The sequence below is a fragment of the Rhodococcus sp. WWJCD1 genome (assembly GCF_002258735.1).
In the GTDB taxonomy this organism is placed as follows: Bacteria; Actinomycetota; Actinomycetes; order Mycobacteriales; family Mycobacteriaceae; genus Rhodococcoides.
Map to the genome: position 1 here is coordinate 116,640 of NZ_NOXY01000005.1, position 24,420 is coordinate 141,059.

Below are 24,420 nucleotides of genomic sequence, written 5' to 3' on the forward strand. Positions count from 1 at the left end.
CTCACTGTCGAGCCGGATCGAACAGTTTCAACACCCCGTCGGCCCCGTCGACGACCCGAGACCCGACGCCGGGAACCACGTCGTCGAGCGCGTCGCGCCATCCGATCATGCGGTCAGGAAAGCTTCGTTCGAGTACATCGAGCATGATCGAGGCCGACGCGGACGCTCCAGGCGACGCCCCGAGCAGTGCAGCGAGTCGCCCCTCACGCGGGGTGACGATTTCCGTTCCGAATCCGGCGATGGCTCCGCGGCCCCCGATGCGTTTGACGACCTGCACCCGTTGCCCGGCCGTCGCCAACTGCCAGTCCGCGGCCTCCGCAGTAGGGACGAACCGCCGAAGAGAACGGATGCGTGCGTCCTGCGACATCGCCAACTGACCGACGAGGTATCGGACCATCTCTCGGTTGTGGATCCCCGCACCGGCGTAGGTCGTCCAATTCTGCGGCGTCACCGATCTGGGCAGATCCATCAAGCCTCCACGCCTGAGAAACCGCGGCGAGAATGCCGCGAACGGACCGAACATGAGGTATCTGCGGCCGTCCACGACCCGCGTGTCGAGGTGCGGTACGGAGATGGCGGGCGCACCCGGTTCGGCGTGACCATAGACCTTGGCGTGATGGCCGGCCACCAGATGTGCCGCATCTGTCCGTAGGAACTGCCCACTGATCGGGAATCCGCCGTAGTCACTGATGCCGTCGACGCCCGCCCGCTGCAGCAGGGGCAACGTGCCGCCGCCTGCACCCAGGAACACGAATGCACCGTGCACACCATAGGTTCGGTCGCCGGCGATATCTCGCACCTTCAGGTCCCAGCCGGTGCGCGAACGACTCAGCGAACGTACATCCTGGCCAGTTCGGATGTCTGCGCCCTGGCCTGCCAAACCCTCGTACAGCCGCCGGGTGATCACCCCGTAGTCGACGTCGGTGCCTCCGCCACTGCGACAGAGAGCAACCTCGCCCCTCGGCGACCGGCCGTCGAACATCAGCGGGAGCCACTCGGACATCTGGTCCCGATCCCGGGTCATCGTCATTCCGTCGAAGAGCGGATTGCCTTGCAGCGCTTCATGACGCAGGCGAAGGTGTTCGATACCGTCCGCGCCGTGCGCGAATCCGAAGTGCGGCACGGTGCGAATGAAATCCTCGGGCTCACCGAGCATTCCATCGCGCACGAGCGTGGCCCAGAACTGTTTCGAGGCCTGAAACTGCTCACCGACCGTCACCGCACTGCTGACGTCGATCGTTCCGTCGGCGTTCAACGGCGTGTAGTTGAACTCGCACAGGCCGGCATGCCCCGTCCCCGCGTTGTTCCAACCAGACGAGCTTTCGAGACCGAGTCCGTCCAATCGCTCCAACACGAGAATCGACAACTCCGGGGCAACCTTGCGCAGCAACATTCCCAGTGTGGCGCTCATGATTCCGCCACCGACCAAAACCACGTCGTAGTCCACAGGACACGCCCCTTCTCCGAATGGGCGTCGACCCATCCAACCTGTTATACATCTACTTCACATGTATAACAGGTTGGCGGCGGTGTCACCGGCGAGTTCCGGATCCTCCTGCGAGCACCGCGCACGGATTCAAGATCCCCGCCGGATCCAGCGCTACCTTCACTGCGCGTTGTGCAGCGATCGCGACGTCATCGAGCTCGACTTCCAGCCAACTCGACTTCAACCGACCCACGCCGTGTTCACCGGTGATCGTCCCGCCGAGTTCCAAGGCCCGCTCGGTGATCGCGTTGAATGCGGCCAAAGCTGCGGTGCGGCTCGACGGATCGTTCTCGTCGTAGATGACGGTCGGATGCAGGTTGCCGTCACCTGCGTGCCCGAACACTCCGATGGTCAGGCCGTATTCGGCTGCAATGGATTCCACCGAGGCGATCAGATCCGTGATGGCAGAGCACGGCACCGCCACGTCGTCGAGAAGCCAGTCCCCGAGTTGCTCCAGCGCCGGAAGCGCAAGCCGACGTGCTTCGAGAAGCATTGCAGCCTCCGTGGGGTCGGAACTGACCGCAACGTCGGTCGCGCCGTTGTCGGTACAGATCGATTCGATCTTCGACAGCACTTCGAGTGCGTCCACGTCGTCGCTCTGCACCAACAGAAGCGCATCGACGTCGTCACCGATTCCCATCTTGGACAACGCATTCACCGCCTGAACCGTCGTGCGATCCAAGATCTCGAGCATCGACGGTGTCGAACCGGACGAGGAGATGTCGCCGACGGCGGATCCTGCGCCTGCGAGCGAGGGGAACGACGCGACAAGCGTCTGCGCCTGTCGAGGTGCGGGAAGCAGTTTCACGGTGATTTCGGTGATCACTCCGAGCGTTCCCTCCGATCCGACCATGAGACTGGTCAGGTCGTAGCCGGCGACGCCCTTGACCGTCCGTCGACCGGTACGCATGACTCGTCCGTCGGCCAGGACCACTTCGAGTCCCAGGACGAAGTCACCCGTCACGCCGTACTTGACGCAGCACATTCCGCCTGCATTGGTCGAGACGTTGCCGCCGATCGTGCTGAAATCGACGCTACCCGGGTCGGGCGGATAGAACAGTCCCGATTCCGCTGCCCGGCTTCGTAAATCGCCGGTAACCACCCCTGGTTCGACCACTGCAATTCTGTTGACCACATCGATCTCTTTGATCGCCGTCATACGGTGCAGGCTGAGCACAACCGCCCCGGACGACGCGTTGGCCGCTCCACTCAATCCGCTACCAGCACCGCGCGGGACGACGGCAACGCCGCACTCGTGCGCGAGACGCATGCACAGCGCAACCTCATCGGTGGTGCGGGGCATCAGAACAGCCAACGGCACACCGTTGTCGGTGAACCGCGATTGGTCACGAGCGTAGGCAACGACGATGTCCGGGTCGGTCACGACTATCTCGTCGGGTAGCGATTCGAGAGCGAGCCGAACCGCGCCGTGCACCGGGGCGCTCATCGCACTGCCTCGAGTGCACGTCGGTGCTCCGCTGCAAGTTCGACGTAGTGGTGAGCATTGCCACCGTTCGCCGCGATGGCATCCGCGTCGAGCGCGCGTTTGATCTTTCCCGGCACACCGGCGATCAGCGAACCTGCCGGGACGACGGTTTCCTCGGTGATCACGGTGCCCGCTGCGATCAGCGAGCCTGCGCCGATCACTGCGCCGTTCATGATCACGGCGCCCATGCCGACCAGCACACCGTCCTCGATTCGACATCCGTGCAGGATGGCGTCGTGCCCGACGGTGACGTGGTTTCCGATGGAGACGGGCATTCCTGGATCGGTGTGCACGACGCAGTTGTCCTGGATGTTGGTGCCCGATCCGATTCGAATTTCTTCGGCGTCCGCTCGCAGAGATGCGCCGTACCAGATGCTGACGTCGCGCCCTAGCTCCACGGAACCGATGACGGCCGCCGTCGGGGCGATCCAGGCCGCCTCGTCGACGACCGGCCGTCGTTCACCGACACCGAAAACCAGGGCAGCGACCGAACGTTCGGCGGTCATCGAGACCTCATGGAGAGCCCACCGTCGACCGGCAGCATGACACCGTTGACGTAGGCGGCTTCGTCGGAGGCCAGAAAGACAGCGGCGTGGGCAACATCCCACGGCGATCCCATGCGCCCGGTCGGGCTGGCAGCATCGCGCTCCGCCATTTCCCTGGCAGCTTGACGTTCGTCGCCACACACGATCTGCTGCGACACCAAGGGTGTGTTGATCAGGCCGGGAAGAATCGCGTTGGCGCGGATACCGCGGGAGGCGTACTCGAGTGCCACGGAGACCGTGAGCTGATCGACGGCACCCTTCGACGCCATGTAACTGGGGTAGTTGTACCCGGTGTGACGGACGGCGGCCAGCGACGACACGTTGATGATCGAACCGGTTCCCGCCTCCAACATCCAAGGAATGGTGTGCTTGCATGCGAGAAAAACGCCGGTCAAATTGACCTGCATGGCAGCATCCCATGCGGCGAGATCGAGTTCGGTGATATCCCCGACCCTGGCCGCGCCGACATTGTTGTGCAACACCGTAGGTGGACCGAAACTCTCGGCTACGTCCGCCACTGCGGCACGAACCTGTTCCTCGTCGGTGACGTCGGCAGAGAACGCCTTGGCGTTACCACCCTCACGAACGATTTCCTTGGCCGTGAGTTCGGCCTCGGCCGGACTTCTGTCTATCGCGGCGACCACCGCTCCTTCGCGTGCGAACGCCAACGCTGCGGCGCGCCCGTTGCTCAGGGTAGCGCCGCTCGATCCAGCGCCGAAAACGATGGCGACTTTACCCTCTAGTCTGTCGTTCATGTGTTCCTCGAATCCTCGATGATCAGTAGTTCGAAGGTGACTGCGACCGGATTCCGGCCTCGCAGTAGCGAACCCGCGTGCACATCACCGCGCAGGTCGACCAGGATCCCCGACAGGGTTCCGCGCGGAGCACCGTCGGCGTCCGGAACGATAGATCCTTGAATCGTCACGATTTCCGTTGCCGGGCCGTCGACGAGCTTGTCCGAATCTCGACGCTGCAAGCAACCACCGACAAGACTGCCGACGCCTGCGCGTACCAGCGCGCGCTCGAAACCGTTGGTGCGGCACACTTCCTCCGCGGCCATCACGATGTCTTCACCGGGCAGAATTCGGCTTATCACTGCGCGCGCCTGATCGCGCTGTCGGCCTGACACGTGTGCCGGCGCCACTGGTGTGAACGCGGGCATACGGGTTTCGGGATCAACCGAGCTCACCATGTCCACACCCGAAAGGGTGTGCAGAACTGCGTACACCGGGACTGCCCCCAAACGAGACTCGGGCCAGAGGTGGCCGGCACGAAGCGTTCCTGACGCATCGATCCACGCGGCATGGCAGTGCATGAACCGCTCACCGTTCCGATAGCCGAAGGTCACCGAGGCAATGAGCAATTGAGCAGGTACCTCGGACTCGTGTGTCTCGCTGTAGCTGACCGGGTTCTCACCGGTGCCGCACGCTGGAAAGCAGTACGAGATGCGGTCCAATGTGCCGCCCATGAGTTCGAACTGGGCCGACGAGGCGCCATGTCGATCGGCAACGATGTCCAGCGCGTCGATCAGCCGAATGTTCGGCTCGAGCGTGACGTTCACCGAGGATGTATGAGTCGGTACCGTGTGTCGGCGATCCGGGTGGCGTGGCCCCGGAAATACGAGCGCGGCCGAGTCCGTCGTCAGAGTCATCGTCCACTCACCGCCACAGCCTCCACGCCGCGAATCTTCAATTCCGCCTTGACATCTTTCTTGGCCACCTTGCCGTATGCAGTGGTCGGTAACGCCGACCACTGCACGAAGTGCCTCGGCAGTTTGTACTTGGCGACGGAGGGCGCGAGCCAAGCACTGAGTTCTTCCGACGTGGTCGCGTCGGACTCGGAGCACACCCACACCGCGACTCCGATCTCTCCCCATACCGGGTCCAGAATGCCGACCACCGCCACATCGATCACCGACGGGTGCTTCAATATCTTTTCTTCGATCTCCCGGGGGTACACATTCGACCCTCCGGAGATGTACATGTCCGACGCCCGACCGGTGATGTACAGGAATCCCTGCTCGTCGAATCGGCCGAGATCGCCGGTATGAAACCAACCGTCGCGAAACGCTTCCGCGTTGGCACTGTCGTTGTCGAGATACCCCGCGCACACTGCCGGTCCCGCGACACAGATCTGACCTTGCTCGCCCGTCGGCACCGCCGTTCCGTCCTCGGCGAGTACAACGACGTGCATACCGGTTCGAGGTCGTCCGCAGCTTCCGAAATCGACACCGGTAAGCCCCTTGCGCCCATGTTCGCCGGGGCGAAGCACTGTGATGTTACCCGTGACTTCTCCGAGCCCGTAGTACTGAACAAGGACGTCGCCCAGCACCTTTCGAGCTGCTTCCTGATCGACTGCGTACATCGGTGCACCGGCGTAGATGACGTACTCGAGCGACGAATGGTCGTGTTCGTGCACGGCGGGGTGCTCGACGAGCTTCTTCAGAATCGTGGGAACGGTGAAGACGTTGCTCACGTGCTCGCGGGCGATCGTCGCCCACACCTCGTTGCCGTCGAGGCTCGCGGATTCGGTCAGGATCGTCGCTGCTCCCGCAGCTACCTGAGGTAGGAGATGCACTCCTGCGCCGTGGGACAGCGGTGCGACGACGAGCGATGCATCGTCTTCGCTGGTACCCGGCATCAGATCGGCCAGGTGGTTGTTGATGACGAAACTCAACTGAAAGTGCGTCAGTATCGCGGCCTTCGGGGTTCCACTGGTGCCGGAGGTGAAGAAGTACCACGCGTGGTCCTCGGAGTCGACGCCTTCGTTGCCGAATACATCGGATGCGGAGATCTCGGTATCGGCAAGCGCAGCAATCGAATCAGCGCCTTCGGAAGCGATCCACAAGGTGCCCGCAGTCAGGTCGACAGCGTCGGCGATCGCGGCAGCATGGTCGCCGCAATCCCGGTGACTCACGAGAGCGACAGGCTTGCACACCGCCGCGATCGATGCGGCGTCACCGGGAGTGATCCGGGCGTTCGTCGGCGCCAAGATCGCGCCGACTCGCCAGATCGCGAACATCGCCTGAACGAATTCGACGTGATTCGGACTGTGCACCAGCACCACGTCGCCCTTGGCTACACCCCGACGACGTAGATCGCCGGCCAGCAGGTTCACCGCGGCGTCCAGGTCCTTCCAGCTCCACCGCACCGGACCACAGACTACCGCTGGGCGATCGGGAATTCGCTTGGCATTGGTGGTCAGCATCTCCGCGAGGTTCATCGCACGACGACTCGCGGCAACGGTGGCGGTCATCGAACTGCCTCCAGAATCGTTGCGTAGTTCACGACAGCTGCCCCGCCCATGTTGAAGACAGCAGCACGATCTGCGCGCGGCAGTTGCATGTCGCCGGCTTCCCCGGTCAGCTGCATCGCCGCCATCACGTGCTGCGAGACGCCCGTCGCGCCGATCGGGTGGCCTTTGGACTTGAGTCCGCCGGAGACGTTCACCGGCAACTTCCCATCGCGTTCGGTGACCCCCTCGGCAAGGATCGTTCCGCCTTTACCCGTCTCGGCAAGCCCGAAGGCCTCGTACTGCAGCAACTCTGCCACGGTGAAACAGTCGTGGGTCTCGAGGAGGTCCAGATCGTCCAAGGTGACACCCGCGTCGCGAAGGGCGTTCGAAAAAGCGGTCTTGGCACCCTGAAAGACCAACGGATCTCGCCTGTTCGCTATCGCCATGGCCTCGTTCGCGTGCGCTCTCGACTTGATCGTCACAGCGCGCCGTGCCGTCCGCGCCACATCAGCGGAGGCAACCACCAGAGCAGCAGCGCCGTCCGAGACCATCGAACAGTCCGTACGTAGAAGCGGAGCCACGACGAAAGGATTGCGGTCGGACACTGTCCGGCAGAACTCGAAGCCCAGGTCTTTTCGCATGTGCGCGTACGGGTTCGCCACGCCGTTGCGATGGTTCTTGGCGGCAATTGTTGCCAACGCGTCCCGCGGATCGCCGTACCGGTCGCCGTATTGGGTGGCGAGCGAGGCGAAGACGCCGGGGAAGCTGCCGTACGACGCCTCGGTTGCCAGATGTGTCGCGCCGAGCAGTATGTCACCGACCTGCGCACCCGGTGTTGCTGTCATCTTCTCGGCGCCGACGACGAGCGCAATCCGGCCCCGACCGCTCTCTATGAAATCGAGCGCGGCGTACAGCGCTGCGCTGCCTGTGGCACAAGCATTTTCGGACCGAACTGCGGGTGTAGCGCCGAGTTCGTGTGTGCCTGCTCCTACGAGAGCAGCGTCGAAACTCTGTGGCGAGAATCCGGAGTTGAAGACCCCGACGTGGACAGCGTCTACATCGGTGGAGCTGACGCCGGCGTGGTCGAGAGCTGTGCTGGCGACACGCGCCATGAGCGCTTCGACGTCGGGGTCAGCGAGTTTGCCGAACTCGGTGTGTGCCCAACCGATGATGCTGGGAGTGTGTGTCATTGCGTGACTCCTAGAGCGATGTGCTCCCGGTCGGCTGGTGCTGATTGGTAATGCGTACAGCCGATGAAGGAGGCTTGGTTGTACGTTCGAGTATCGATCGGCAGTGAGCCACGCAACATGGCACCGCGTTGCGATTTCGGACGGATTTATCCACGTTTTGTAGAAGTTGCCTGGAAGATGGGTTGAATGACCAGTCCGATCATTGCCGGTGCCGAGGTTCGCTCGCTGGTGGACGAGCTCGGTGAGTTCCTCGGCCGCTCGGTCGTCATCGACGATCCGGCGGTGCGGCTGATCTTCTCGAGTCGCCATTTCGGCGACGAGGACACCGTCCGCATACGCGCGATGCTCGACCGCGACGCGGGCGACGAGATCGGCAGATTCGTTCTGGGCCAAGGCGCGGCCCGGTGGCACGGCCCGCACATACTCGAAGGGAGCATCGTGCTGGGGCTCAAGTCCAGGCTGTGCGTGCCCCTGTACGGCCCTGGCATGTTGATCGGACTTCTGATGGTCATCGATGCCGATCAGACGCTGACCGATGACGAAATCGACCACATCGAAAAAGTCAGCCGTGACATCGCATCACACATGTACGCGGACTCGCTCGCATCCGATCCACAACAACTCGAGCGGCGAACTGCGTTGCGTGATGTGCTCTCCGAGGACGCACAAGCCAGGCAGGGCGCACTCGCCTACTTCGAGGAGAGCAGGGACCTGTCAGCTCTCGACAGCATCACCGTCACCGTTGTGGTAGCCGACCGTTCGGATCACTCGAACACCCCGGTGGAGATTGCATTGCGGGTCGCGATCGACACCGTGACCCGAATTCAGTCGAAGAGCGCACGCGCCTACATCACCGAGGACCGTGCCGTACTGCTGCAGGTCAAGGGATCGCCGATGGACCGGAGCGATCTGGAGCGGCAGGCCCGCCAGATCGAGTCGGAATTGACGCGACTCCTGGGCGATGGTTCGGACAGCACGTGGATCGGGATCGGGACCGTGACAGGCGGCTTGGCCAATGCGTTCACGGCACGGCACCGTGCGGACATTGCAGCGAAAGCGGCTGCACGCATGGCGTCGATCAAGGACACCGTCGTCTTCTGGGACGACCTCGGAATCGACGCTGTGCTCCTCGATCTCCCCGAGTCATCGCTGGTGTGGACCACTGTTCCGCAGCCACTACGAGACCTGATCGATGCCGACGAGTCAGGCAAGCTCGTGCAGACGCTGCGTAGTTTCCTCGACAACGGTGGCTCGATTGCACGTACCGCGACCGCCCTGCACATGCACCGAACTTCTCTCTACTACCGGCTCGAACAGATCCGGGCCGCAGCCGGTATCGATCTCGATTCCGGCGCAGACCGACTGTCGATGCACGTCGGTCTGCATCTGCTCGAGATCGTCAGGCGCTGATCCGAGCCGCTGTCCAGTCGTTTTCTACATAATGACGGAAAAAATGCGCTCTTCTTCGACGTTTGTTCATGGTGATGGCAGTCACTCCAGGGCCACAATCAGTCACAGGTTACTTCGCGTCGGACAGCCTCGACCGTCCCGCGATCACAGACGATGGAGGATCGACACATGAGTTCATTCACCACAAGCGACGGCTGCATCCTCGATGTTCATGACACCGGGCACGTCGCGTCGGGACGCACCTTGGTCATGCTGCATGGTTGGTCGCAGTCTCGCGCCATGTTCGATCGGGTCATACCTCTGCTGTCGGAGTCGGTACGGGTCGTCAGCTTCGATCAGCGCGGCCACGGCGAGTCGAGCAAGCCCTCCACGGGTGCGCGCATAGCCCGACTCGCGGCGGACCTGGACGAGGTCCTCGACCATCTCGGCGTCGAACGGGCCACGTTTCTCGGCCACTCGATGGGCGCGTCGGTTCTGTGGAGCTATCTCGATTCACACGGGACGTCCAAATTCGAGAAGTTCGTCATCGTCGACCAGCCGAGCGCCTGCGCTGTGCTGCCGTGGATGACCGCTGAAGATGCGAAGCAAGCCGGTGCGATTCTCGACTTCGAGGGCGCTGCTCAGTTCGCTTCCGCGGTCGCCGGCCCCGATGGACCCACCGCTCGCCACGACTTTCTGGTGTCGATGCTCACCCCGAACATCCCGGCCGACGATCTGGAGTGGTTGTACCGTGAAAACCTGAAGCTACCGGCCGCATGGGGCGCTCGATTGCTGTTCGATCACATCATGCAGGACTGGCGAGACATTCTCCCGACGATCGACGTGCCCACTTTGGTCATCGCAGGCGAGGTCAGTCATGTTGCCCCCGCTTCACAGATCTGGACCACGGACCACATCGCCGGTGCTCGCTTCAGGAAGTTCACCGAAGCCGAAGGTGGCGCACACTTCGCCTTCTTCGAGAACCCCGCACCTTTCGCGGAAGCGATTCTCGACTTTCTGTCCGGCACTGATAGTGATGCTGCAGAACATATCTCGCACGCCAATGCCGTGACAGCGTGATGCGGAGGCCGGCGTCGCACCTCGTCGTCGCCGGCCTCCGGAAAATGCGACTCAGACCTCGCATCAGGCTACCGAATGAGCCAACGACGTTCTGTTGTTCCACTTACCCGCGGAAGTCGGATCCACCGCCGCACAGACGGTGTAGTTCCGCCCCAAATCCCTTGTAGCTCTATAGAATCGATCGCGTACCGAAGACACGCGGTCGACACGGGACACTGTCCGCAAATTCTCTTGGCATTCGCTACAGCCTCGCTGTCGACTTCCTTCGACTTGAAGAAGAGATCGAAACCCAACCCCCGACAGCGGGCCCGGCTCTGCCATTCGATGTGTTGTCGACGAAGCCGGGGTCCACTGCTCGGTCGAGGTACGCGGTGTTGCCGGTGTTCCAGAACGTGTACAGCGTCTGCGCGATACGAACGACCTCGCGGGTTCGGTACGTCGCCGACGAGGTCAGGAACGCCACCACCCCGTTCGCCGTCGCCATCACCGACAGGCCGGGCGCAGGTTTCCAGGCGGCGACGCCGGAGAAAAACAGGAACGAACCCCCCTCGCGAACCTGCGGCGAGAAGTGCTTGGCCAACAGGATCGGCCCGATCACTTTTGCGTCGAACGCATGTCGTATGGCACCCGCGTCCAGTTCCGTGACGGGCCCGTTCGCGTGATCTGCTGCGAGACCGACGACGCGGTCCACCGCGCCGACCGACGTGGCAGCCAGTGCAATGGATGCCTGGTCCCCGAGATCGATCGTCAACGCACTCGCCCCCGGACCCAGCTCCGAGACTGCAGCATCGAGTGAATCGCGGTGTCGCCCAGCGAGGATGACTTCGCCGCCGCGGTCGAGAACGGCCGACGCGATCGACCGTCCGATTCCCGAGGATCCACTGACCAGAAGTACGCGCATTGGGTGATCCTTTCGTTGGGTGTGCGTTCCAATTCAGTGAAGCAAGAAAGTGACCGTCGAACAATCGATGCTTTCACTCGCTGCTATCGGAAATGTCGATACCGATCATTCTTGCCGGGTCGACGATACGGTCGAATTCGTCGCCGTCGACGAATCCGATGGCCAGGGCCGCGTCGCGCAGTATGCTGTCGTCGGCCAGAGCCCGGTGCGCCATCGCCGCCGCCTTCTCGTACCCGATCACGGGGGACAGTGCAGTGACGAGCATCAGCGACCGGGCGACGTAACCCGCGATGGTGGGACGATTCAATTCGATTCCGTCGACGCAGTATTCGGTGAACTTCGCGCACATGTCGCCGAGAATCGTGGCCGAATGGAGCACGTCGTCGATGATGATCGGGCGCATCGCGTTGAGCTCGAAGTTGCCCTGCGTACCGGCGAACGCCACGGCGGTGTCGTCGGCGATCACCTGAATGCACACCATCACCGTTGCCTCGCACTGAGTGGGGTTCACCTTGCCGGGCATGATGGACATTCGATGGCCGCCACTCGGCTGATGGTGTCTGCTTACGAACCCGTCGCTTTTCCTTGTGTCTCCATCGAACCTACGAATCGCAGCCAGGCGGGTCTGGTCGCGGGCTGCCGTCCGTCGACTCAGCGAAGCGCCTCGAGTTTGTGCTGGTGAGGGGCGGTGTGGCGCGACTCGACGGAGTGTTCCCGCCTTCGTAAGCGCACCGACTGCATCTCCCGGGGAGCAGTCACCGCCCACTGTTGACCGGTCGCACTTGTCGAACACGTTGCGGTACAACGAAAGAGGACGAACGACACCACAGCCTCCACACGACGATAAGGAACACATGACATTCGCCGAGACGACCTCGATAACCGACCTGTTGGATCGCGCCACACGGGGGTCGGTATGGGGCCCGGGTTCCGCGGAATACGACGACGAGGTGGCCGGATTCAATGTCGCCGTGGCTCATTCACCGGCCGCAGTGGTCGTCGCCGCCGATGCCGGCGACGTCGCGGCGGCGGTTCGAGTCGCAGCAGCCGCCGGTTACGGGGTGGCCGTCAAAGCCACCGGCCATGGTGCCCGCGCGACGGACGACACGTCGATCATGATCTCCACCCGGCGGTTGAGCGACGTACACATCGATGCCGGTGCGCGCACTGCGAACGTCGGTGCCGGTGTCCGGTGGCAGCAAGTACTCGACGCGGCCGCGGTGTTCGATCTCGGCGCACCGTCCGGGTCATCCACCGCTGCGGGAGCTGTCGGATACACCCTCGGCGGTGGGCTGAGCCCGCTGGGTCGAACCATCGGATTCGCCGCCGACCTGGTGCGCTCGTTCCAGATCGTCACTGCCGCCGGCCGAGTGACCATGGTCGACGAGCACACGGACGGCGAGTTGTTCTGGGCGCTGCGGGGCGGGGGCGGCGGCGGGTTCGGCATCGTGACCGAAATGGTGATCGATCTGCTGCCGATGCACACGGTGTTCGGCGGTGGCATGTTCTTCGATCTCGACGACGCCCCCAGCGTTCTTCACGCATGGCGAACCTGGGTGCAAACTGTGCCGGAATCCGTGTCGACATCGATCGCGCTCCTGCACTTGCCGCCGGACCCCGCCCTCGCGGTAGAGCTTCGTGGCCGCACCGTCCTACACCTGCGGTACGCCCACGTCGGATCCGCCGAACGCGGCCAGGAACTACTCGCGCCGATGCGCTCGATCACCGGACCCATCATCGACACGGTGGCCACCATGCCGATGACCGCATTGGCCTCGATTCACATGGACCCGGTCGAACCGTTGCCGGTGATCGAGCGCGGGCTGCTGTTGTCGACGATGACCGAAAAGACAATCGACGCGGTCCTGTCCGCTGCCGACCTGCCCGTCGCCACAGTCGAATTGAGATTGATGGGCGGGGCCTTGGATCGGTCGCCGCGATCCCCCGGCTCTGCGGGCGGACGTTCGGCCGCATTCTGCCTGTATCTGATCGGGGTTGCCGAGCCGGCCATCGCGGCGGACCTACCAGGCGTGCTCGACGAACTCCTCTCGCGTTTCACGGCCGATTCCGCCGACCGCGCATTCCTCAACCTCGCAGGCACGGGGTCGATGAATCTGGTGCGGGCAGGATGGACCACAACCGAATCGGAGCGACTGGAAGCGGCCCGACACACGGTCGACCCAACCGGTGTGTTCGCTCCATCCGCACGTTGGTAGCTGCGACGACTCGACGTCGCCGACCCGAAGACGGTAACCCTGGTTGGGCGCGCCCCGAGTGTCCTTACGACATCTACTCGTGCTGGCAAGGGACGCCGACACCATCCGCCGCAGCCTCCGCTGCCGCGACGTGCTCATGTGGACCAAAATGGCCGCTACGCCGACATGGTTCTGTTGCAACAGGCTCGGTGTAGCGTCCGTGTCGCTGTCGTCGGGGTTGGATTGACGTCACGGCGACGCTCCGCCGCTTCCTCCTCTGTCTCGGGGCGATAAATGCGGGCGTCGCCGTTCAGTATCAAATCATCGTTGGTGCGACCCGACGCCTTCAGAATGGTGTTCAGCGAGGCTTCTGCGTAACCTTGGGCAGCCAATTCGGTTTCGGCGGCGTCGAGCAACAAGGCCCGCGCGCTCCGACTGTTCTGCGACTACACTGCAGATCTACGCAATTGCTGAACTGCGCTGTGCGAGAAAGTGTTCAGTACCCATCCCGCATAAGTCTGCTTTGAATGAACACCGCCACCCACTCCGGCGAGCAAGGGACAGACCGCGCGCTGTGTTCTGACTAAACCTCGAGGACCCTCTGACGTGCTCTGCCCACGCTCGGTGACCGAAAGGTCGCGTCGACCGTTTTCGGGTGTGCGTCGATAGCTGGCCGACGCAGCGTTTCCACGGTTGTCGGTACCCGGGCGATGACGAGAGTTGTTAGATATCAGGCCGGTTGGTGCGGATTGAACCCGATGATGTTGCGCCACGAACGAAGCTACGAATCCTGCTAGGGCCATTCCGGGGTAGGTGGATTGTGGCCTGCGGCCGCACGAAACGGGCAGGAATGTCAAGGATCCTGCGCTGTGGTGGCGGCACTGGACCGCGGTACGATGACTTCGTCGCCCATCATTCCGACAGGGACCCTCGACGTCGACTGGATCACCGAGGTCGGTCAGCGCGATTGGGTCTTGGTCACCAACGGCCGTCGATTGCGAACCCGACCCGACGAGGCCACCGCAGCGGTCGCCCACAAGCTGAAAGTGGTTCACCTCCACGGCTCGGCCGGCACCGCAAACGCGTGGGGGCAAGCCGAGCGAGTCTTCCAGAGATGGGCTGCGATCGAACAGCAGATCAACGCAGCTCCAGTCGGTCCATGGCGGCTCTCGATCGAGTCCACACGCCATCGGCTGCTGAACTTCCAGCAGGGTTCCCCCAGCGGTAAACCAACCGCGGAGTTTACAGAAGATCGAATAATACTGTTGCTCAACAGTATTGATACCAGGATGCCAAACTCCCACAAGGCCGTGCGCGAGACGAGAAAGTGTGTCGAGTTTCCAGACCCGATCGTCGCCCGCGCTACGTACGGCGCCGACGTCAGACAGCTCCCGGGACCTAGTTGTGACAGCCTCGTGACACCGAGCTGCACGCGAATACGATCGTTCGTAGCAAAACTCGCCCCTGAGCTGCACGAATGTGAAGATGCGACGATGGAGAAGGTACCCGCGCGGATTTCAAATCCGGTGCGTCGCTCGCCCATTGAAAACCAGCGAAGTTCACCGAAGTCCACGACACCCGCCGAAACTCGTCACCGGCAGAGATTTTCGGATTCATATAGACTCTCGAGCGCCCCAGTCGGACTCACACCGACACTTGACGGATTTAAGTCCTTTCCGAGTGGAGCTGCTATCTCCCGCGCTCGCACATCTTCCCACTCTGACCTCTGCATTGTGCGTCCGCCAGCGTCTCGGGTGCCTGACCGGATCTGGCCGTATTGCGGGCTGGGTGCGGACCGAGCTCGGACCTGCCATCCACCCAAGCCAGAAACTCACCTGCGAGATTGATTGCGATGGCTCAATTACGTTGCGTTAGAAGTAATATCGTGGCAGAGTCGTTCGAAGGGATCGTGGCCGAGCATCGTCTGCACACGGCATTCCTGTTGTCCTGCTGCGGACTCCAACAATCCGAGGTGTCGCCACCCCGGGTGGAACGACACCTCAACCTGTCGAGGTGGACGCTCAGCGTCGAACACAGCCATGTTGATGTTGGCAGGTAGCGAGCACGCCATCGATGCCCCGAAAACATTACGGTCGCGGCACACATCCCCTGCCACCAGGCGCGGTGACCGACCTGTCGGCAACTGCACTCGCGGGCCCAGCAGCACGAGCCCTCGCCATCGGTGTCCCGTGGGACCAGGACCGGCTCGTCTGCTCGAACGTAGATGTGACCGCCCGTCCGCCCACGCACCACACCGAACGATCGCACGGACCAGTGAGAACGCGGGCTGGGCGCGCGATAGGGATAGGCCATCCCGTCGCTCTCGAACAGAGCCTCTATCAGGGTCACGTTCGTCGCCGCTGCCAATCGATCGCGCTATCGACGAGTGGTTCCATCCTGGGGCGGCGCAGGGCATTCTCCGCCGAGAGCGGACGGTGGCCAGCGTGAAGCCAGCGCCTCGCAGATAGCGCGTTGTTCGTGCTCGTCCTGGGTGTGCATGAGCAGTCCCTCGACAGTGAATACCGCGATCATCACCTCGGCGTCGATCGTCGCGGCAGGCACACCCGCGTCCTCGAGCTCGGCCCCGAACACACTGCCGGTGAGCAGGTGAAAGTTGTGGTGCCATTCGGCGACCGCCGGGGAATGCCCCACGCGCGCATGCACGGTGGTAACCAGTCCGCTCATCTCCGTCAGCCTGCGGACGATCCACAACACTCGGGCGGCGATCGGTTGATCGGCCACATCTCGATAGCGCGGCCACACCTCGGCCATCACGGCCGAGAGCACCGCTATGAGGACATCGTCCTTGTCGCCGAAGTACCAGTAGATGGTGTTGGCAGACACGCCTGCTTCCTTGGCCAGCCGGTTCATCGATGTCGCGTCGTAGCCGCCGTCGACGTACAGTCGCCGCGCGGCCGCGACGATCTCGGCCCGCTTCTCGTCCGCCGCCTGGGGTCGTTTGTTGCGCGGCACAGTTTCCAGCCTCCCTTGCCCGTCGGATCGCACGCAGATCTTGAATGTCAATCAAGACAGTGTTAATGTCCTTGAACTGCATTCAAGATACTCGATGAAGGAGAGCATGGTGCACCGTCGAAACAGCTATGTTCGGTCCGATGTCACTTTTACATCCAGAGGTATTCTGTGTTCGGCATGGTTGTATCGCCCTGATGGTGTGATGAACCCGCCGATCGTGGTCCTCGCCCACGGTTTCGCGGCATTCAGAGAATTGCGACTCGACGCGTACGCCTCACGATTCGCTCAGGCAGGGTACGCCGCGCTGGTCTTCGACTACCGGCACTGGGGCGACAGTGACGGTCAGCCCCGACGTGTCCTAGATATCGCAAAGCAGCATGCCGATTGGCGCGCTGCGGTCGCGTTTGCTCGCACACTCGACAATGTCGATGCTTCCCGTCTGGTCGGGTGGGGTTCCTCGTTCGGCGGGGGCCATGTTCTCGACCTCGCGGCCAAAGATCACACGCTGGCGGGAGCGATCGTTCAGGTTCCCCATGTCAGCGGTCCTGCGTCGACATTCACGCAGAAACCAAAAGCGGTAGTCCGCTTGATGATTGCCGCGATTCGGGACCAGGTGGGGGCGTGGACAGGTCGTCCGCCGTACCGAGTCAAGTCCATCGGTCGTCCCGGTGAAATGGCGATGATGACCTCCCCTGGCGCGTACGAGCAGGTCGAACGCATGGGTGACATGCGAGAAGAGCTCCTGCTGGAGAACGATGTCGCAGCTCGGATCGTGCTCCGCGTGCCGTTCTACTCTCCCGGCCGCCACGTCCGCCGCGTCACGGCACCAACGTTGATCCAGCTTGCCAAACACGACGATGTCACCCCCATCGACACAGCACTCGCCGTGGCCCGTCGCATCCCCAACGGAGAAATCCTTACTTACGACTGTGGTCACTTCGATCCTTATCTCGACCCCTACTTCGATACGATCGTCGGCGACCAAATCGACTTCCTCGACCGAACAGTGGGAGAAATGCGATGAGCACCACAGGCCGCACAGCCCTTGTCACGGGCGCGTCAGCGGGAATCGGCGCCAGCTTCGCCCACCACCTCGCCGCCAAAAACTACGATGTGATCCTGGTTGCCCGACGCGCCTCACGGTTACACGAACTCGCATCGGACCTACGCAGCCGATACGGGGTACGCGCCGAGGTCGTCGCCGCAGATCTGAGCGCACCAGAAGGGCCGACGACAGTCGTCGACCGGGCCACCGAACTGGGCATACCTGTCGACGTACTGATCAACAACGCCGGCCTGTCGTCGAGTACCAAGTTCTCCGCCACCCCATGGAATGCGGTTGCCGCCGAACTGCAGCTCATGGTGACATCAGTGACCGAACTGACCCACCTGGTGACTCCGGGTATGAAAGACCGTCGTTGGGGGCGAATCGTCAATCTTTCCTCTCTTGCAGCGCTGTCCCCGCCGGGCGAAGGATTGCTCTACACCGGGATCAAAACGTACGTACTGAACATGTCTCAATCCCTCGATATGGAACTCAAACCGTTCGGAATCAACGTCACTGCATTGTGTCCCGGCTTCACCCACAGCGAGTTCCACGACGTCATGGGAACGCGAGATGCGGCTGACCGACTGCCTCGTTTCATGTGGCAACAACCCGAGGACGTCGTCGCCGAAGGCTGGGCAGCAGTGATGGCCGGAAAACCCGTCTGTACGCCCGGAATCGTCAACAAGATTTCCGCCGCCGCGATGCGTCCCATCCCCCAACGCATTCAATACATCCTCGGACGCACTTTTAATCCGTTCAAATAACGGCACCGAAGACGAGTCGACGTGACTCGAACATTTCCGTCACGTCGACTGTTCGGGATCTGCGAAATCCCTGCCGCAAAGGATGTAGTTGTGAGCGAACGAACTTCGGCCTCTGTCACAACCAATTCTGGCGGCGAAAGACGATATACAGCAGGATCGAACTGATCGCCATTGCCACCAGGGCGAGTTGATATCCGAACTGCCAGGACAACTCGGGCATGGCGTCGAAGTTCATTCCGTAGATCGCAGCGATGAGTGACGGTGCAAACAGGATCGCGCCCCATGACGAGATTTTCTTCACCTGTTCGTTCTGCTCGAGACTCACCTGCGTCATCGAGCGGATCTCGTCGTTCTGTTGTTGCGCAACAAGAGTCGCATTCACCAACAGTGCGTTCTGCAGGTTCGAGCGGACTGCATCGACGCGCTCATCGACTCGCACACAGTGATCGAGAACCCGGCGCAGATTTCGCTGCAACTCGATGTCCACGTCGTATTTGTCCGACCCTCGTCGCAGCGATTCGATCATCGGAACCAAAGGTGCTGTAGCGCGCTGTAATTCCGCCACCTCATGAGCGAGGGTGTAGATACGCCGGGAAACAGCGGGATCGAACGAGAACAACTGATCTTCGATCTCGTCGGTGTCGATCTCGAGCTCCTCGACGACAGGAAGATACTCGTCGACCACTTGATCGAGGATCGTGTAGAGGATCGCTTCCGGTCCCAGCCGGAGCAGGTCTGGGCTACTTTCGAGCCGTTGACGTACGTCTGCAAGCTCGGGCGACTCGGCATGACGAACCGTCACCACGAAGTCCACACCCACGAACAAATGCACCTCCCCCAGTTCGACTTTCTCGTTTTTGTCGAGGTAGCGGGCGGGTCTGAGGACGACGAACAGCTGCTCGCCGTAGCGCTCGAGTTTGGGTCTCTGGTGGGCAGCAATCGCGTCCTCGACCGCCAGCCGATGGATATCGAATTCATCTGCCATGGACATGATTTCGTCGATACCAGGGCGATACAACCCAACCCATGCCACGCCTCTGCACTTGCGCATCACCTCGAACGTGATCTCCAAGGACTCGGGGTTCGCGGTCCTCTTCCCGTCGACATACACAGCGTTGTCGACTATTGCCACAGATGAACCTCCGAATTATCCGAACATGGTGTGTAGCGAGCCTGCCAGACGAATCTTCGTCGACGACGAATCCTTACGAAACAATTACGCACTCCCTCAACGGGGAGGCAGAGGCGCTGTACCGCAGACACAGCGGTGCCCTTCCGAAAGATGTCATAGCCCTTACATTCTCTTGGCCCGACGCTGGACCAGGCACCAGCACACTTGATTCATCGCCGGAGAACACGACTTCCGGCAATCAACCAGGAGGTCACATGCGTACTCGTACATCCATTTCGGCACTGGCCCTCGGCGTCGCAGTGATCGCCCTACTGCCCGCCTGCTCGTCGAAGATCGCCGAAGCCACCGAAGGCAGCACCTCTCGAACGCTGCCCACAACGTCCGAGATAGAAGCCATCTACAACACCTGGAGTGACGCGGTCGAGACGGGCGATCCGGACACCGTGAACGCTCTGTACGCAGATGATGGTGTGTTGCTGCCGACTGTGTCTCCCGGTGTGTTCGATTCCGTCGAGGAGCGGAGGGGATACTTCGAGTTCTTCCTCCAGAACAAGCCTGTAGGGGTGGTTACCGAGGGGCGGGCTCAGCCGCTCAGCAGCACGTTGGCGGCATACTCGGGCCTGTACACATTCACGCTCGGCACGACCGGCGAGGTGATTCCGGCCCGCTTCACCTATGTCTTCCAACGTGAGTCGGTAAATGACCAGTGGAAGATCATCGATCACCACTCGTCGAAGGAGCCTGTGGCAGCGAGCTGACGCTTCATCGAGCACATGTTCGACGTGCGCGTACTACTCGTCGAGGACGACCGATCCATCGCTGATTCACTTCGCTCCGGTCTGGAGAGATACGGATACGAGGTAACAGCGGTGGCAACCGGTTCCGCTGCTCTGTCCGCTTCCGCTCCCGATGTTGTCCTGCTAGACCTGGGACTCCCTGATATGGACGGTCTCGACGTCTGCAGAATGCTTCGCGCCCATTCGACGGTGCCGATCATCGTGATCACCGCCAGGGGTGACGAGATCGACACCGTCGCCGGTCTCGAGGTCGGTGCCGACGACTACGTCGCCAAACCGTTCGGTGTGCGCGAGATAATTGCACGTATTCGGGCAGTGATGCGCCGCATCGACTCGGCCCCCGATTCTGCGGCAGCTGTCCAGGCAATCGGCGACATCCAGATCGACCGTTCGGCGCGCCGCGTTCTGGTCCACGACAAAGAGGTGGCACTGACGCCCAAGGAATTCGATCTGCTGGCGTATCTCGGCCTTTCACCGGGGGCGGTGCGTACCCGCGAGGAGTTGATGGACGCGGTGTGGGACGAACATTGGTTCGGGTCGACCCGCACTCTCGATGTTCACATCGCCGCATTGCGACAGAAGTTCGCTGACAGATTTGTGATCACCACCGTCCGCGGGGTCGGTTTCCGTTTGGACGTACCGACATGACTCGTCGCCTGGTGATGTCCTACTTGTTGTTGGTCGTATTCGCCCTCGTGATTTTCACAGTGCCGGTGGGGATTTCGCTGGCGTCGTTGCTCAATGGTAATCAGGAGGAAGTCGGGCTTCGGGAGGCACGCACGGTGGCGGTCCTGTTGGCCGAACTCGAAACTGCTCCGTCCTCGGCTACTGCAGAGGGCGCTGCCCTCGCACTCGAAACGCTACGCACGAACCTCGAGGAACAGACGGACGGGCGAGTGGAACTGTTGAGCTCGACCGGAAGTCCGGCATTGGGTCGCGACATCCTTCGTCCGACCTCGACAGATCTGGCCGATACGAGAGATGGCAAGGAAACCGTCCTGCATCTCGACGAATCGGTACTCGGCGAGCCTGGGTTGCAGGTGACGGTACCCGCGTTATCGGGAGACCAGGTGGTCGGCGCAGTTCGATTGACCTATCCGTCCGGTCCCGTCGACCGACAGATCATCGAGATCTGGGTATTCAGGGCGCTCGCCGGCTGCGCCACACTCGGAGTCGCAACTGTGATCGCACTGTGGCTCGCCCGCTCCATGACCCGTCCGCTCCGCATGCTCGACGCGATGGCAGGACAACTGTCGGCAGGTGACTTCTCGGCCCGCGCTGATGTCGCTGCGGCCGGACCGGAGGAGACAAGACTGCTGGCGGAAACGTTGAACGACGGTGCCCGCAGGATCGGGACCCTCGTCGATGCGCAGCAAAGATTCGTGGCTGACGCCTCACACCAGTTACGCACGCCCCTTACTGCTCTGCGGCTGAGCCTGGACAATCTGCACGACGGACTCAGATCCGAGAACGACCGTCGTGCAACGGATCATGCGATAGCGGAGACGGTTCGGATGACTCGTCTGGTCAACGACCTGCTTGCGCTGACCCGAGCCCAGAGCGCCGTCCCCAGCATCGAATCGGTGTCCATCTCGTCGATCACGAGAGAGCGAGCAGTAGCCTGGGGGGCCGCCGCCGCCGAGGCGCAGGTGACCCTGAACGACGAAGTGCCGCACCAAACTTTCGCCCGTATGACACGTGGCCACCTGGAACAGATCCTCGACAACACACTGTCCAACGCAATCGCGTTTTCACCAGCAGGATCGACGGTGACCGTTTCCGCGCATACCAGTAGGTCCAGAGTGCTGGTGCAGATACGTGATGAGGGACCCGGCCTGTCGGACAGCGATATCGAACGCGCACTGGACCGTTTCTGGCGTGGACCTCAACCACCGTTTTCGCACTCCGATGGCAGTGGCCTCGGCCTACCGATTGCCGCACAACTTGCGGAGGAGAACGGAGGATCGATCACCCTTCGGCGCGGTGACCACAGGGGTCTCGTCGTCACTGTCGAGCTCCGCTCAGCGTGACAGTCTCGAATTCTCAACCAGGAGCGGGCTCGATGATGCCGGAATACAGGTCTCAGCTCACCGTTTGATGTTCGAACGGAGAACGGGTGATCCCCCGTCGCCACATGGTGCTCGAGCTTGCTCTCGGTCGCCGACCACTCGAATAGGTTGAGGATCAACGAATTCTCGCAGCCGACGCTGCTGCTCGCTCGAGTACTTCTCTGCGGGCATCTTCTGTGGGTATTGTCAGGAGGCCGTCTCGTCTCACGAACTCGCCGTTGATCAGAACGATGTGTATGTTTCCTGTGTGCGTCGCCAGGATTACTGGCCGACGGGATCGTTGAGCGGCGCCGTGTTCCAGTCCTAGCTCGCACCACGATGATGTCTGCTCGTTTGCCGACCTCCACGGTGCCGATTCGATGGTCGAAACCGAGTGCACGAGCACCCTGGACGGTGGCGAAGTCGAGCGCATCGCTTGTCGACAGGTTTGGTTACCTCGAACTGCGCCCATACTCCGCGGGCCCAGTCGAGCAGATCGACGTGTCCATCGCCTACACGCTTGGGGTGGTCGACATCGAGAATTGCGACCGAATGCCATGCACAAGCCATTGTTCGAGGTCTTGGAGGTCGATACGTGCACGTAGTCGTAGAGCCCCATAGGATCTGATCTCGGTCGGTGGCGACAACGCGGGTAGGGGCCGGGGGCGTGCGCAGCGGAGGACGCTTTGCCTACGAGACCTGTGTCGTCGTGGCCGCGGGTCCACGTGACGTCCAGGTCCATTTTCGAGATCAGCCACTGGTCGTCGACTTTGGCGAATTTCCAAGTGTACGAGTCGCACTCGTCAAAATTTCGGTTCAGGTCAGATCGCGAATGTGTGCAGGCGGCAATGAAGTTCGTTCGTCCCGATGCCTGGCCCTCGGCAGTCACCGTGATCTGAATACTGCCGTACAGATGATCGGTGACCTCGAAGGGCGACAGAGCAGCATGTCCACATTCGGCAAGCCCGTCCCGACCTGCGTGATTGGCGAACGGCATCGTGATGCGAGCCTCTTCGGTGAAACATTCCTGCCAGGACGACCGCTGCTTGCGGTCGACCGCAGCGGCGCAGCGGATCGGCAACTTTCGGATCTGGTCCTTGTCGATCAGGTTTTGCAACTGTGCGCTGTCGGTGGTGAGCATTGTGCACTTCTCGATATCCGCTTAGTTGACCCTGTGATTCAGGGCATAGCCAAAGTGTAGACACCTTTCGTGTGGGTGCGGCTTTTTCGGCATGCATCTCGTCGGTTCCAATCACCCACGACCCGCCGCCGACTCGACCGTGGGGACCCCCGACCGGCAGGTGGGTGAAATTCGACGAAACGAATAGTTGGCTCGGTTATCCCAGTAGGCAACTGCCGGTCGAACGTCAACGGCGTGGGATCGACGCTTTTCCTCCGGCCATCACGAGCGCCTCGCTGACCGCGTGATGGGCGCTGCCCGGAGCAAGGTCGTCCAGCACTGTCAGGGCGGTGCGTGCCAGGTGGCCGGCCATCATGGCACCGGCTCGCTTGGCGTCCGTACCGCGAATGGCGTTCAAGATTTTCTCGTGTTCGTCATGGGCGGTCGCGAACGACTGGGGGTGCCAAATTTGATACAGCCTCAGATAACGCTCACTACGTTCCGAATACGAGGTGATCGTTTTCATCAACGGATCGCTCACCCTTGCCATGCACGCCAGGTGAAATTGACGGTGCACCTCGCCCCACGCTGCCATATCGCCCAGGTCGTGGACGCGCTCCATCTCGGTCAACAAGGTGGTAGCCCGGATGTACTCATCTTCGGTCAATCTCCCGGTTGTGGTTCTGACCGCCAAAGCCTCGAGGGCGATACGGCCGCCGTAGAGCTGATCGAGTTCGTTCGCATCGACATTTCGTACACGGCCGGCCTGATTCAGATCTGCCTCGATCAGGCCCTCCTCCTGCAGCATGCGGAATGCTTCCCTCACCGGACCTCGGCTGGTGCCGAATCTGCGCGCCAACTCGGCTTGCTTGAGCGACGTTCCGGGCGGCAGCGTCGAATCGAGGATGAGGTCGCGAAGATGACGGTGCACTTCGATGCTGGTCGTACGCGGGTTGGTGAACGACGGCCGCGGGATAGCCGAAACCCTCTGTTCGGAAAGCTCGGTCACGATTCCCACCCTCTCGACTACAC

General features: G+C 61.9%; 22 protein-coding genes and 2 pseudogenes. 9 read left to right on the plus strand and 15 right to left on the minus strand.

Annotated elements, in window-relative coordinates; genetic code table 11:
- Window position 1 precedes the first annotated feature (1 nt).
- The 7 genes from mqo to CH286_RS02300 all read right to left on the minus strand — a co-directional run bounded on the left by mqo (window position 2) and on the right by CH286_RS02300 (window position 7,941).
- A complete protein-coding gene (gene mqo, locus CH286_RS02270; RefSeq protein ID WP_094608216.1) occupies window positions 2–1,483 on the minus strand; it encodes a malate dehydrogenase (quinone) in 1,482 nt (493 codons plus the stop codon).
- A 49-nt stretch (window positions 1,484–1,532) separates the two neighbouring features.
- The gene (locus CH286_RS02275) at window positions 1,533–2,933 is read right to left on the minus strand and encodes an FAD-binding oxidoreductase (RefSeq protein WP_176458105.1); all 1,401 of its coding nucleotides are present in this window, start codon (window positions 2,931–2,933) and stop codon (window positions 1,533–1,535) included.
- Window positions 2,930–3,478 (minus strand): gamma carbonic anhydrase family protein, encoded by a 549-nt coding sequence (locus CH286_RS02280; protein ID WP_094608217.1) that lies wholly within the window; start codon window positions 3,476–3,478, stop codon window positions 2,930–2,932. Before CH286_RS02280 ends, CH286_RS02275 begins: the two co-directional genes overlap by 4 nt.
- Window positions 3,475–4,272, minus strand: a complete 798-nt coding sequence (locus tag CH286_RS02285; protein ID WP_094608218.1) for an SDR family NAD(P)-dependent oxidoreductase — start codon at window positions 4,270–4,272, stop codon at window positions 3,475–3,477. The genes CH286_RS02280 and CH286_RS02285 overlap by 4 nt, the downstream gene beginning before the upstream one ends.
- On the minus strand, window positions 4,269–5,078 hold the full coding sequence (locus CH286_RS02290) for a PCC domain-containing protein (protein WP_176458106.1): 810 nt from the start codon (window positions 5,076–5,078) through the stop codon (window positions 4,269–4,271). The genes CH286_RS02285 and CH286_RS02290 overlap by 4 nt, the downstream gene beginning before the upstream one ends.
- Before the next feature lie 86 nt (window positions 5,079–5,164).
- Window positions 5,165–6,772 (minus strand): AMP-binding protein, encoded by a 1,608-nt coding sequence (locus CH286_RS02295; RefSeq protein ID WP_176458107.1) that lies wholly within the window; start codon window positions 6,770–6,772, stop codon window positions 5,165–5,167.
- Window positions 6,769–7,941: an acetyl-CoA acetyltransferase gene (locus tag CH286_RS02300; protein WP_037155444.1), complete on the minus strand. Its 1,173-nt coding sequence runs from the start codon at window positions 7,939–7,941 to the stop codon at window positions 6,769–6,771. The genes CH286_RS02295 and CH286_RS02300 overlap by 4 nt, the downstream gene beginning before the upstream one ends.
- Before the next feature lie 186 nt (window positions 7,942–8,127).
- On the opposite strand from CH286_RS02300, the gene CH286_RS02305 reads away from it, so the two are divergent.
- Window positions 8,128–9,351, plus strand: a complete 1,224-nt coding sequence (locus tag CH286_RS02305) for a PucR family transcriptional regulator (protein WP_037155442.1) — start codon at window positions 8,128–8,130, stop codon at window positions 9,349–9,351.
- A gap of 168 nt (window positions 9,352–9,519) precedes the next feature.
- Window positions 9,520–10,410 (plus strand): alpha/beta fold hydrolase, encoded by an 891-nt coding sequence (locus CH286_RS02310; RefSeq protein ID WP_176458108.1) that lies wholly within the window; start codon window positions 9,520–9,522, stop codon window positions 10,408–10,410.
- Between the two features lie 68 nt (window positions 10,411–10,478).
- Here the strand turns inward: CH286_RS02310 and CH286_RS02315 are convergent, their stop codons facing one another.
- The 3 genes from CH286_RS02315 to CH286_RS28060 all read right to left on the minus strand — a co-directional run bounded on the left by CH286_RS02315 (window position 10,479) and on the right by CH286_RS28060 (window position 11,834).
- Window positions 10,479–10,703, minus strand: a complete 225-nt coding sequence (locus CH286_RS02315; RefSeq protein ID WP_255182543.1) for a WhiB family transcriptional regulator — start codon at window positions 10,701–10,703, stop codon at window positions 10,479–10,481.
- Entirely contained in the window at window positions 10,652–11,311 is a 660-nt protein-coding gene (locus tag CH286_RS02320; RefSeq protein WP_094608221.1) for an SDR family NAD(P)-dependent oxidoreductase, read from the minus strand. The genes CH286_RS02315 and CH286_RS02320 overlap by 52 nt, the downstream gene beginning before the upstream one ends.
- Window positions 11,312–11,384: 73 nt before the next feature.
- Window positions 11,385–11,834: a lyase family protein gene (locus CH286_RS28060; RefSeq protein ID WP_255182544.1), complete on the minus strand. Its 450-nt coding sequence runs from the start codon at window positions 11,832–11,834 to the stop codon at window positions 11,385–11,387.
- 331 nt (window positions 11,835–12,165) lie between these two features.
- Between CH286_RS28060 and CH286_RS02330 the strand changes: the two genes are divergently transcribed.
- Both CH286_RS02330 and CH286_RS27725 read left to right on the plus strand, forming a co-directional pair.
- Window positions 12,166–13,527: an FAD-binding protein gene (locus CH286_RS02330; protein ID WP_094608223.1), complete on the plus strand. Its 1,362-nt coding sequence runs from the start codon at window positions 12,166–12,168 to the stop codon at window positions 13,525–13,527.
- An 875-nt stretch (window positions 13,528–14,402) separates the two neighbouring features.
- Window positions 14,403–15,353, plus strand: a complete 951-nt coding sequence (locus tag CH286_RS27725) for a hypothetical protein (protein WP_255182556.1) — start codon at window positions 14,403–14,405, stop codon at window positions 15,351–15,353.
- A 529-nt stretch (window positions 15,354–15,882) separates the two neighbouring features.
- Here CH286_RS27725 and CH286_RS02340 read toward each other — a convergent pair.
- On the minus strand, window positions 15,883–16,479 hold the full coding sequence (locus CH286_RS02340) for a TetR/AcrR family transcriptional regulator (protein ID WP_094608225.1): 597 nt from the start codon (window positions 16,477–16,479) through the stop codon (window positions 15,883–15,885).
- Between the two features lie 106 nt (window positions 16,480–16,585).
- Here CH286_RS02340 and CH286_RS02345 point away from each other — a divergent pair, with 106 nt between their 5' ends.
- Window positions 16,586–17,503, plus strand: a complete 918-nt coding sequence (locus CH286_RS02345; RefSeq protein WP_441347102.1) for an alpha/beta hydrolase — start codon at window positions 16,586–16,588, stop codon at window positions 17,501–17,503.
- Window positions 17,500–18,291: an SDR family NAD(P)-dependent oxidoreductase gene (locus CH286_RS02350; RefSeq protein WP_094608226.1), complete on the plus strand. Its 792-nt coding sequence runs from the start codon at window positions 17,500–17,502 to the stop codon at window positions 18,289–18,291. Before CH286_RS02345 ends, CH286_RS02350 begins: the two co-directional genes overlap by 4 nt.
- A gap of 115 nt (window positions 18,292–18,406) precedes the next feature.
- On the opposite strand, the gene CH286_RS02355 is transcribed toward CH286_RS02350, so the two are convergent.
- Window positions 18,407–19,423: a magnesium and cobalt transport protein CorA gene (locus CH286_RS02355; protein WP_094608227.1), complete on the minus strand. Its 1,017-nt coding sequence runs from the start codon at window positions 19,421–19,423 to the stop codon at window positions 18,407–18,409.
- A 254-nt stretch (window positions 19,424–19,677) separates the two neighbouring features.
- Here CH286_RS02355 and CH286_RS02360 point away from each other — a divergent pair, with 254 nt between their 5' ends.
- Genes CH286_RS02360 through CH286_RS02370 form a run of 3 tightly spaced genes read left to right on the plus strand, consistent with a single transcriptional unit; the run spans window position 19,678 to window position 22,250 of the window.
- Window positions 19,678–20,181: an SgcJ/EcaC family oxidoreductase gene (locus CH286_RS02360; protein ID WP_094608228.1), complete on the plus strand. Its 504-nt coding sequence runs from the start codon at window positions 19,678–19,680 to the stop codon at window positions 20,179–20,181.
- A gap of 15 nt (window positions 20,182–20,196) precedes the next feature.
- Complete coding sequence (locus CH286_RS02365) at window positions 20,197–20,868, plus strand: response regulator transcription factor (protein ID WP_176458109.1); 672 nt, start codon at window positions 20,197–20,199, stop codon at window positions 20,866–20,868.
- Window positions 20,865–22,250, plus strand: coding sequence for a sensor histidine kinase (locus CH286_RS02370; RefSeq protein WP_094608229.1), 1,386 nt, complete (start codon window positions 20,865–20,867; stop codon window positions 22,248–22,250). The genes CH286_RS02365 and CH286_RS02370 overlap by 4 nt, the downstream gene beginning before the upstream one ends.
- 362 nt (window positions 22,251–22,612) lie before the next feature.
- Here the strand turns inward: CH286_RS02370 and CH286_RS28375 are convergent.
- The 3 genes and pseudogenes from CH286_RS28375 to CH286_RS02380 form a co-directional block, all read right to left on the minus strand.
- A pseudogene (locus CH286_RS28375) lies at window positions 22,613–22,714 on the minus strand (amidohydrolase family protein); the annotation flags it as partial.
- A 353-nt stretch (window positions 22,715–23,067) separates the two neighbouring features.
- Window positions 23,068–23,409 (minus strand): annotated as a pseudogene (locus CH286_RS28380) (nuclear transport factor 2 family protein); the annotation flags it as partial.
- 226 nt (window positions 23,410–23,635) lie between these two features.
- A complete protein-coding gene (locus CH286_RS02380) occupies window positions 23,636–24,397 on the minus strand; it encodes a GntR family transcriptional regulator (protein WP_176458110.1) in 762 nt (253 codons plus the stop codon).
- Between the last annotated feature and the right edge of the window lie 23 nt (window positions 24,398–24,420).

Excerpts from the sequence above, each read along its gene's own strand:
- mqo (WP_094608216.1), bottom strand. The coding sequence starts at position 1,483 with ATGGGTCGACGCCCATTCGGAGAAGGGGCGTGTCCTGTGGACTACGAC.
- CH286_RS02275 (WP_176458105.1), bottom strand. The coding sequence starts at position 2,933 with ATGAGCGCCCCGGTGCACGGCGCGGTTCGGCTCGCTCTCGAATCGCTA.
- CH286_RS02280 (WP_094608217.1), bottom strand. The coding sequence starts at position 3,478 with ATGACCGCCGAACGTTCGGTCGCTGCCCTGGTTTTCGGTGTCGGTGAA.
- CH286_RS02285 (WP_094608218.1), bottom strand. The coding sequence starts at position 4,272 with ATGAACGACAGACTAGAGGGTAAAGTCGCCATCGTTTTCGGCGCTGGA.
- CH286_RS02295 (WP_176458107.1), bottom strand. The coding sequence starts at position 6,772 with ATGACCGCCACCGTTGCCGCGAGTCGTCGTGCGATGAACCTCGCGGAG.
- CH286_RS02300 (WP_037155444.1), bottom strand. The coding sequence starts at position 7,941 with ATGACACACACTCCCAGCATCATCGGTTGGGCACACACCGAGTTCGGC.
- CH286_RS02305 (WP_037155442.1), top strand. The coding sequence starts at position 8,128 with ATGACCAGTCCGATCATTGCCGGTGCCGAGGTTCGCTCGCTGGTGGAC.
- CH286_RS02310 (WP_176458108.1), top strand. The coding sequence starts at position 9,520 with ATGAGTTCATTCACCACAAGCGACGGCTGCATCCTCGATGTTCATGAC.
- CH286_RS02320 (WP_094608221.1), bottom strand. The coding sequence starts at position 11,311 with ATGCGCGTACTTCTGGTCAGTGGATCCTCGGGAATCGGACGGTCGATC.
- CH286_RS28060 (WP_255182544.1), bottom strand. The coding sequence starts at position 11,834 with ATGCCCGGCAAGGTGAACCCCACTCAGTGCGAGGCAACGGTGATGGTG.
- CH286_RS02330 (WP_094608223.1), top strand. The coding sequence starts at position 12,166 with ATGACATTCGCCGAGACGACCTCGATAACCGACCTGTTGGATCGCGCC.
- CH286_RS27725 (WP_255182556.1), top strand. The coding sequence starts at position 14,403 with ATGACTTCGTCGCCCATCATTCCGACAGGGACCCTCGACGTCGACTGG.
- CH286_RS02345 (WP_441347102.1), top strand. The coding sequence starts at position 16,586 with ATGGTGCACCGTCGAAACAGCTATGTTCGGTCCGATGTCACTTTTACA.
- CH286_RS02350 (WP_094608226.1), top strand. The coding sequence starts at position 17,500 with ATGAGCACCACAGGCCGCACAGCCCTTGTCACGGGCGCGTCAGCGGGA.
- CH286_RS02360 (WP_094608228.1), top strand. The coding sequence starts at position 19,678 with ATGCGTACTCGTACATCCATTTCGGCACTGGCCCTCGGCGTCGCAGTG.
- CH286_RS02365 (WP_176458109.1), top strand. The coding sequence starts at position 20,197 with ATGTTCGACGTGCGCGTACTACTCGTCGAGGACGACCGATCCATCGCT.
- CH286_RS02370 (WP_094608229.1), top strand. The coding sequence starts at position 20,865 with ATGACTCGTCGCCTGGTGATGTCCTACTTGTTGTTGGTCGTATTCGCC.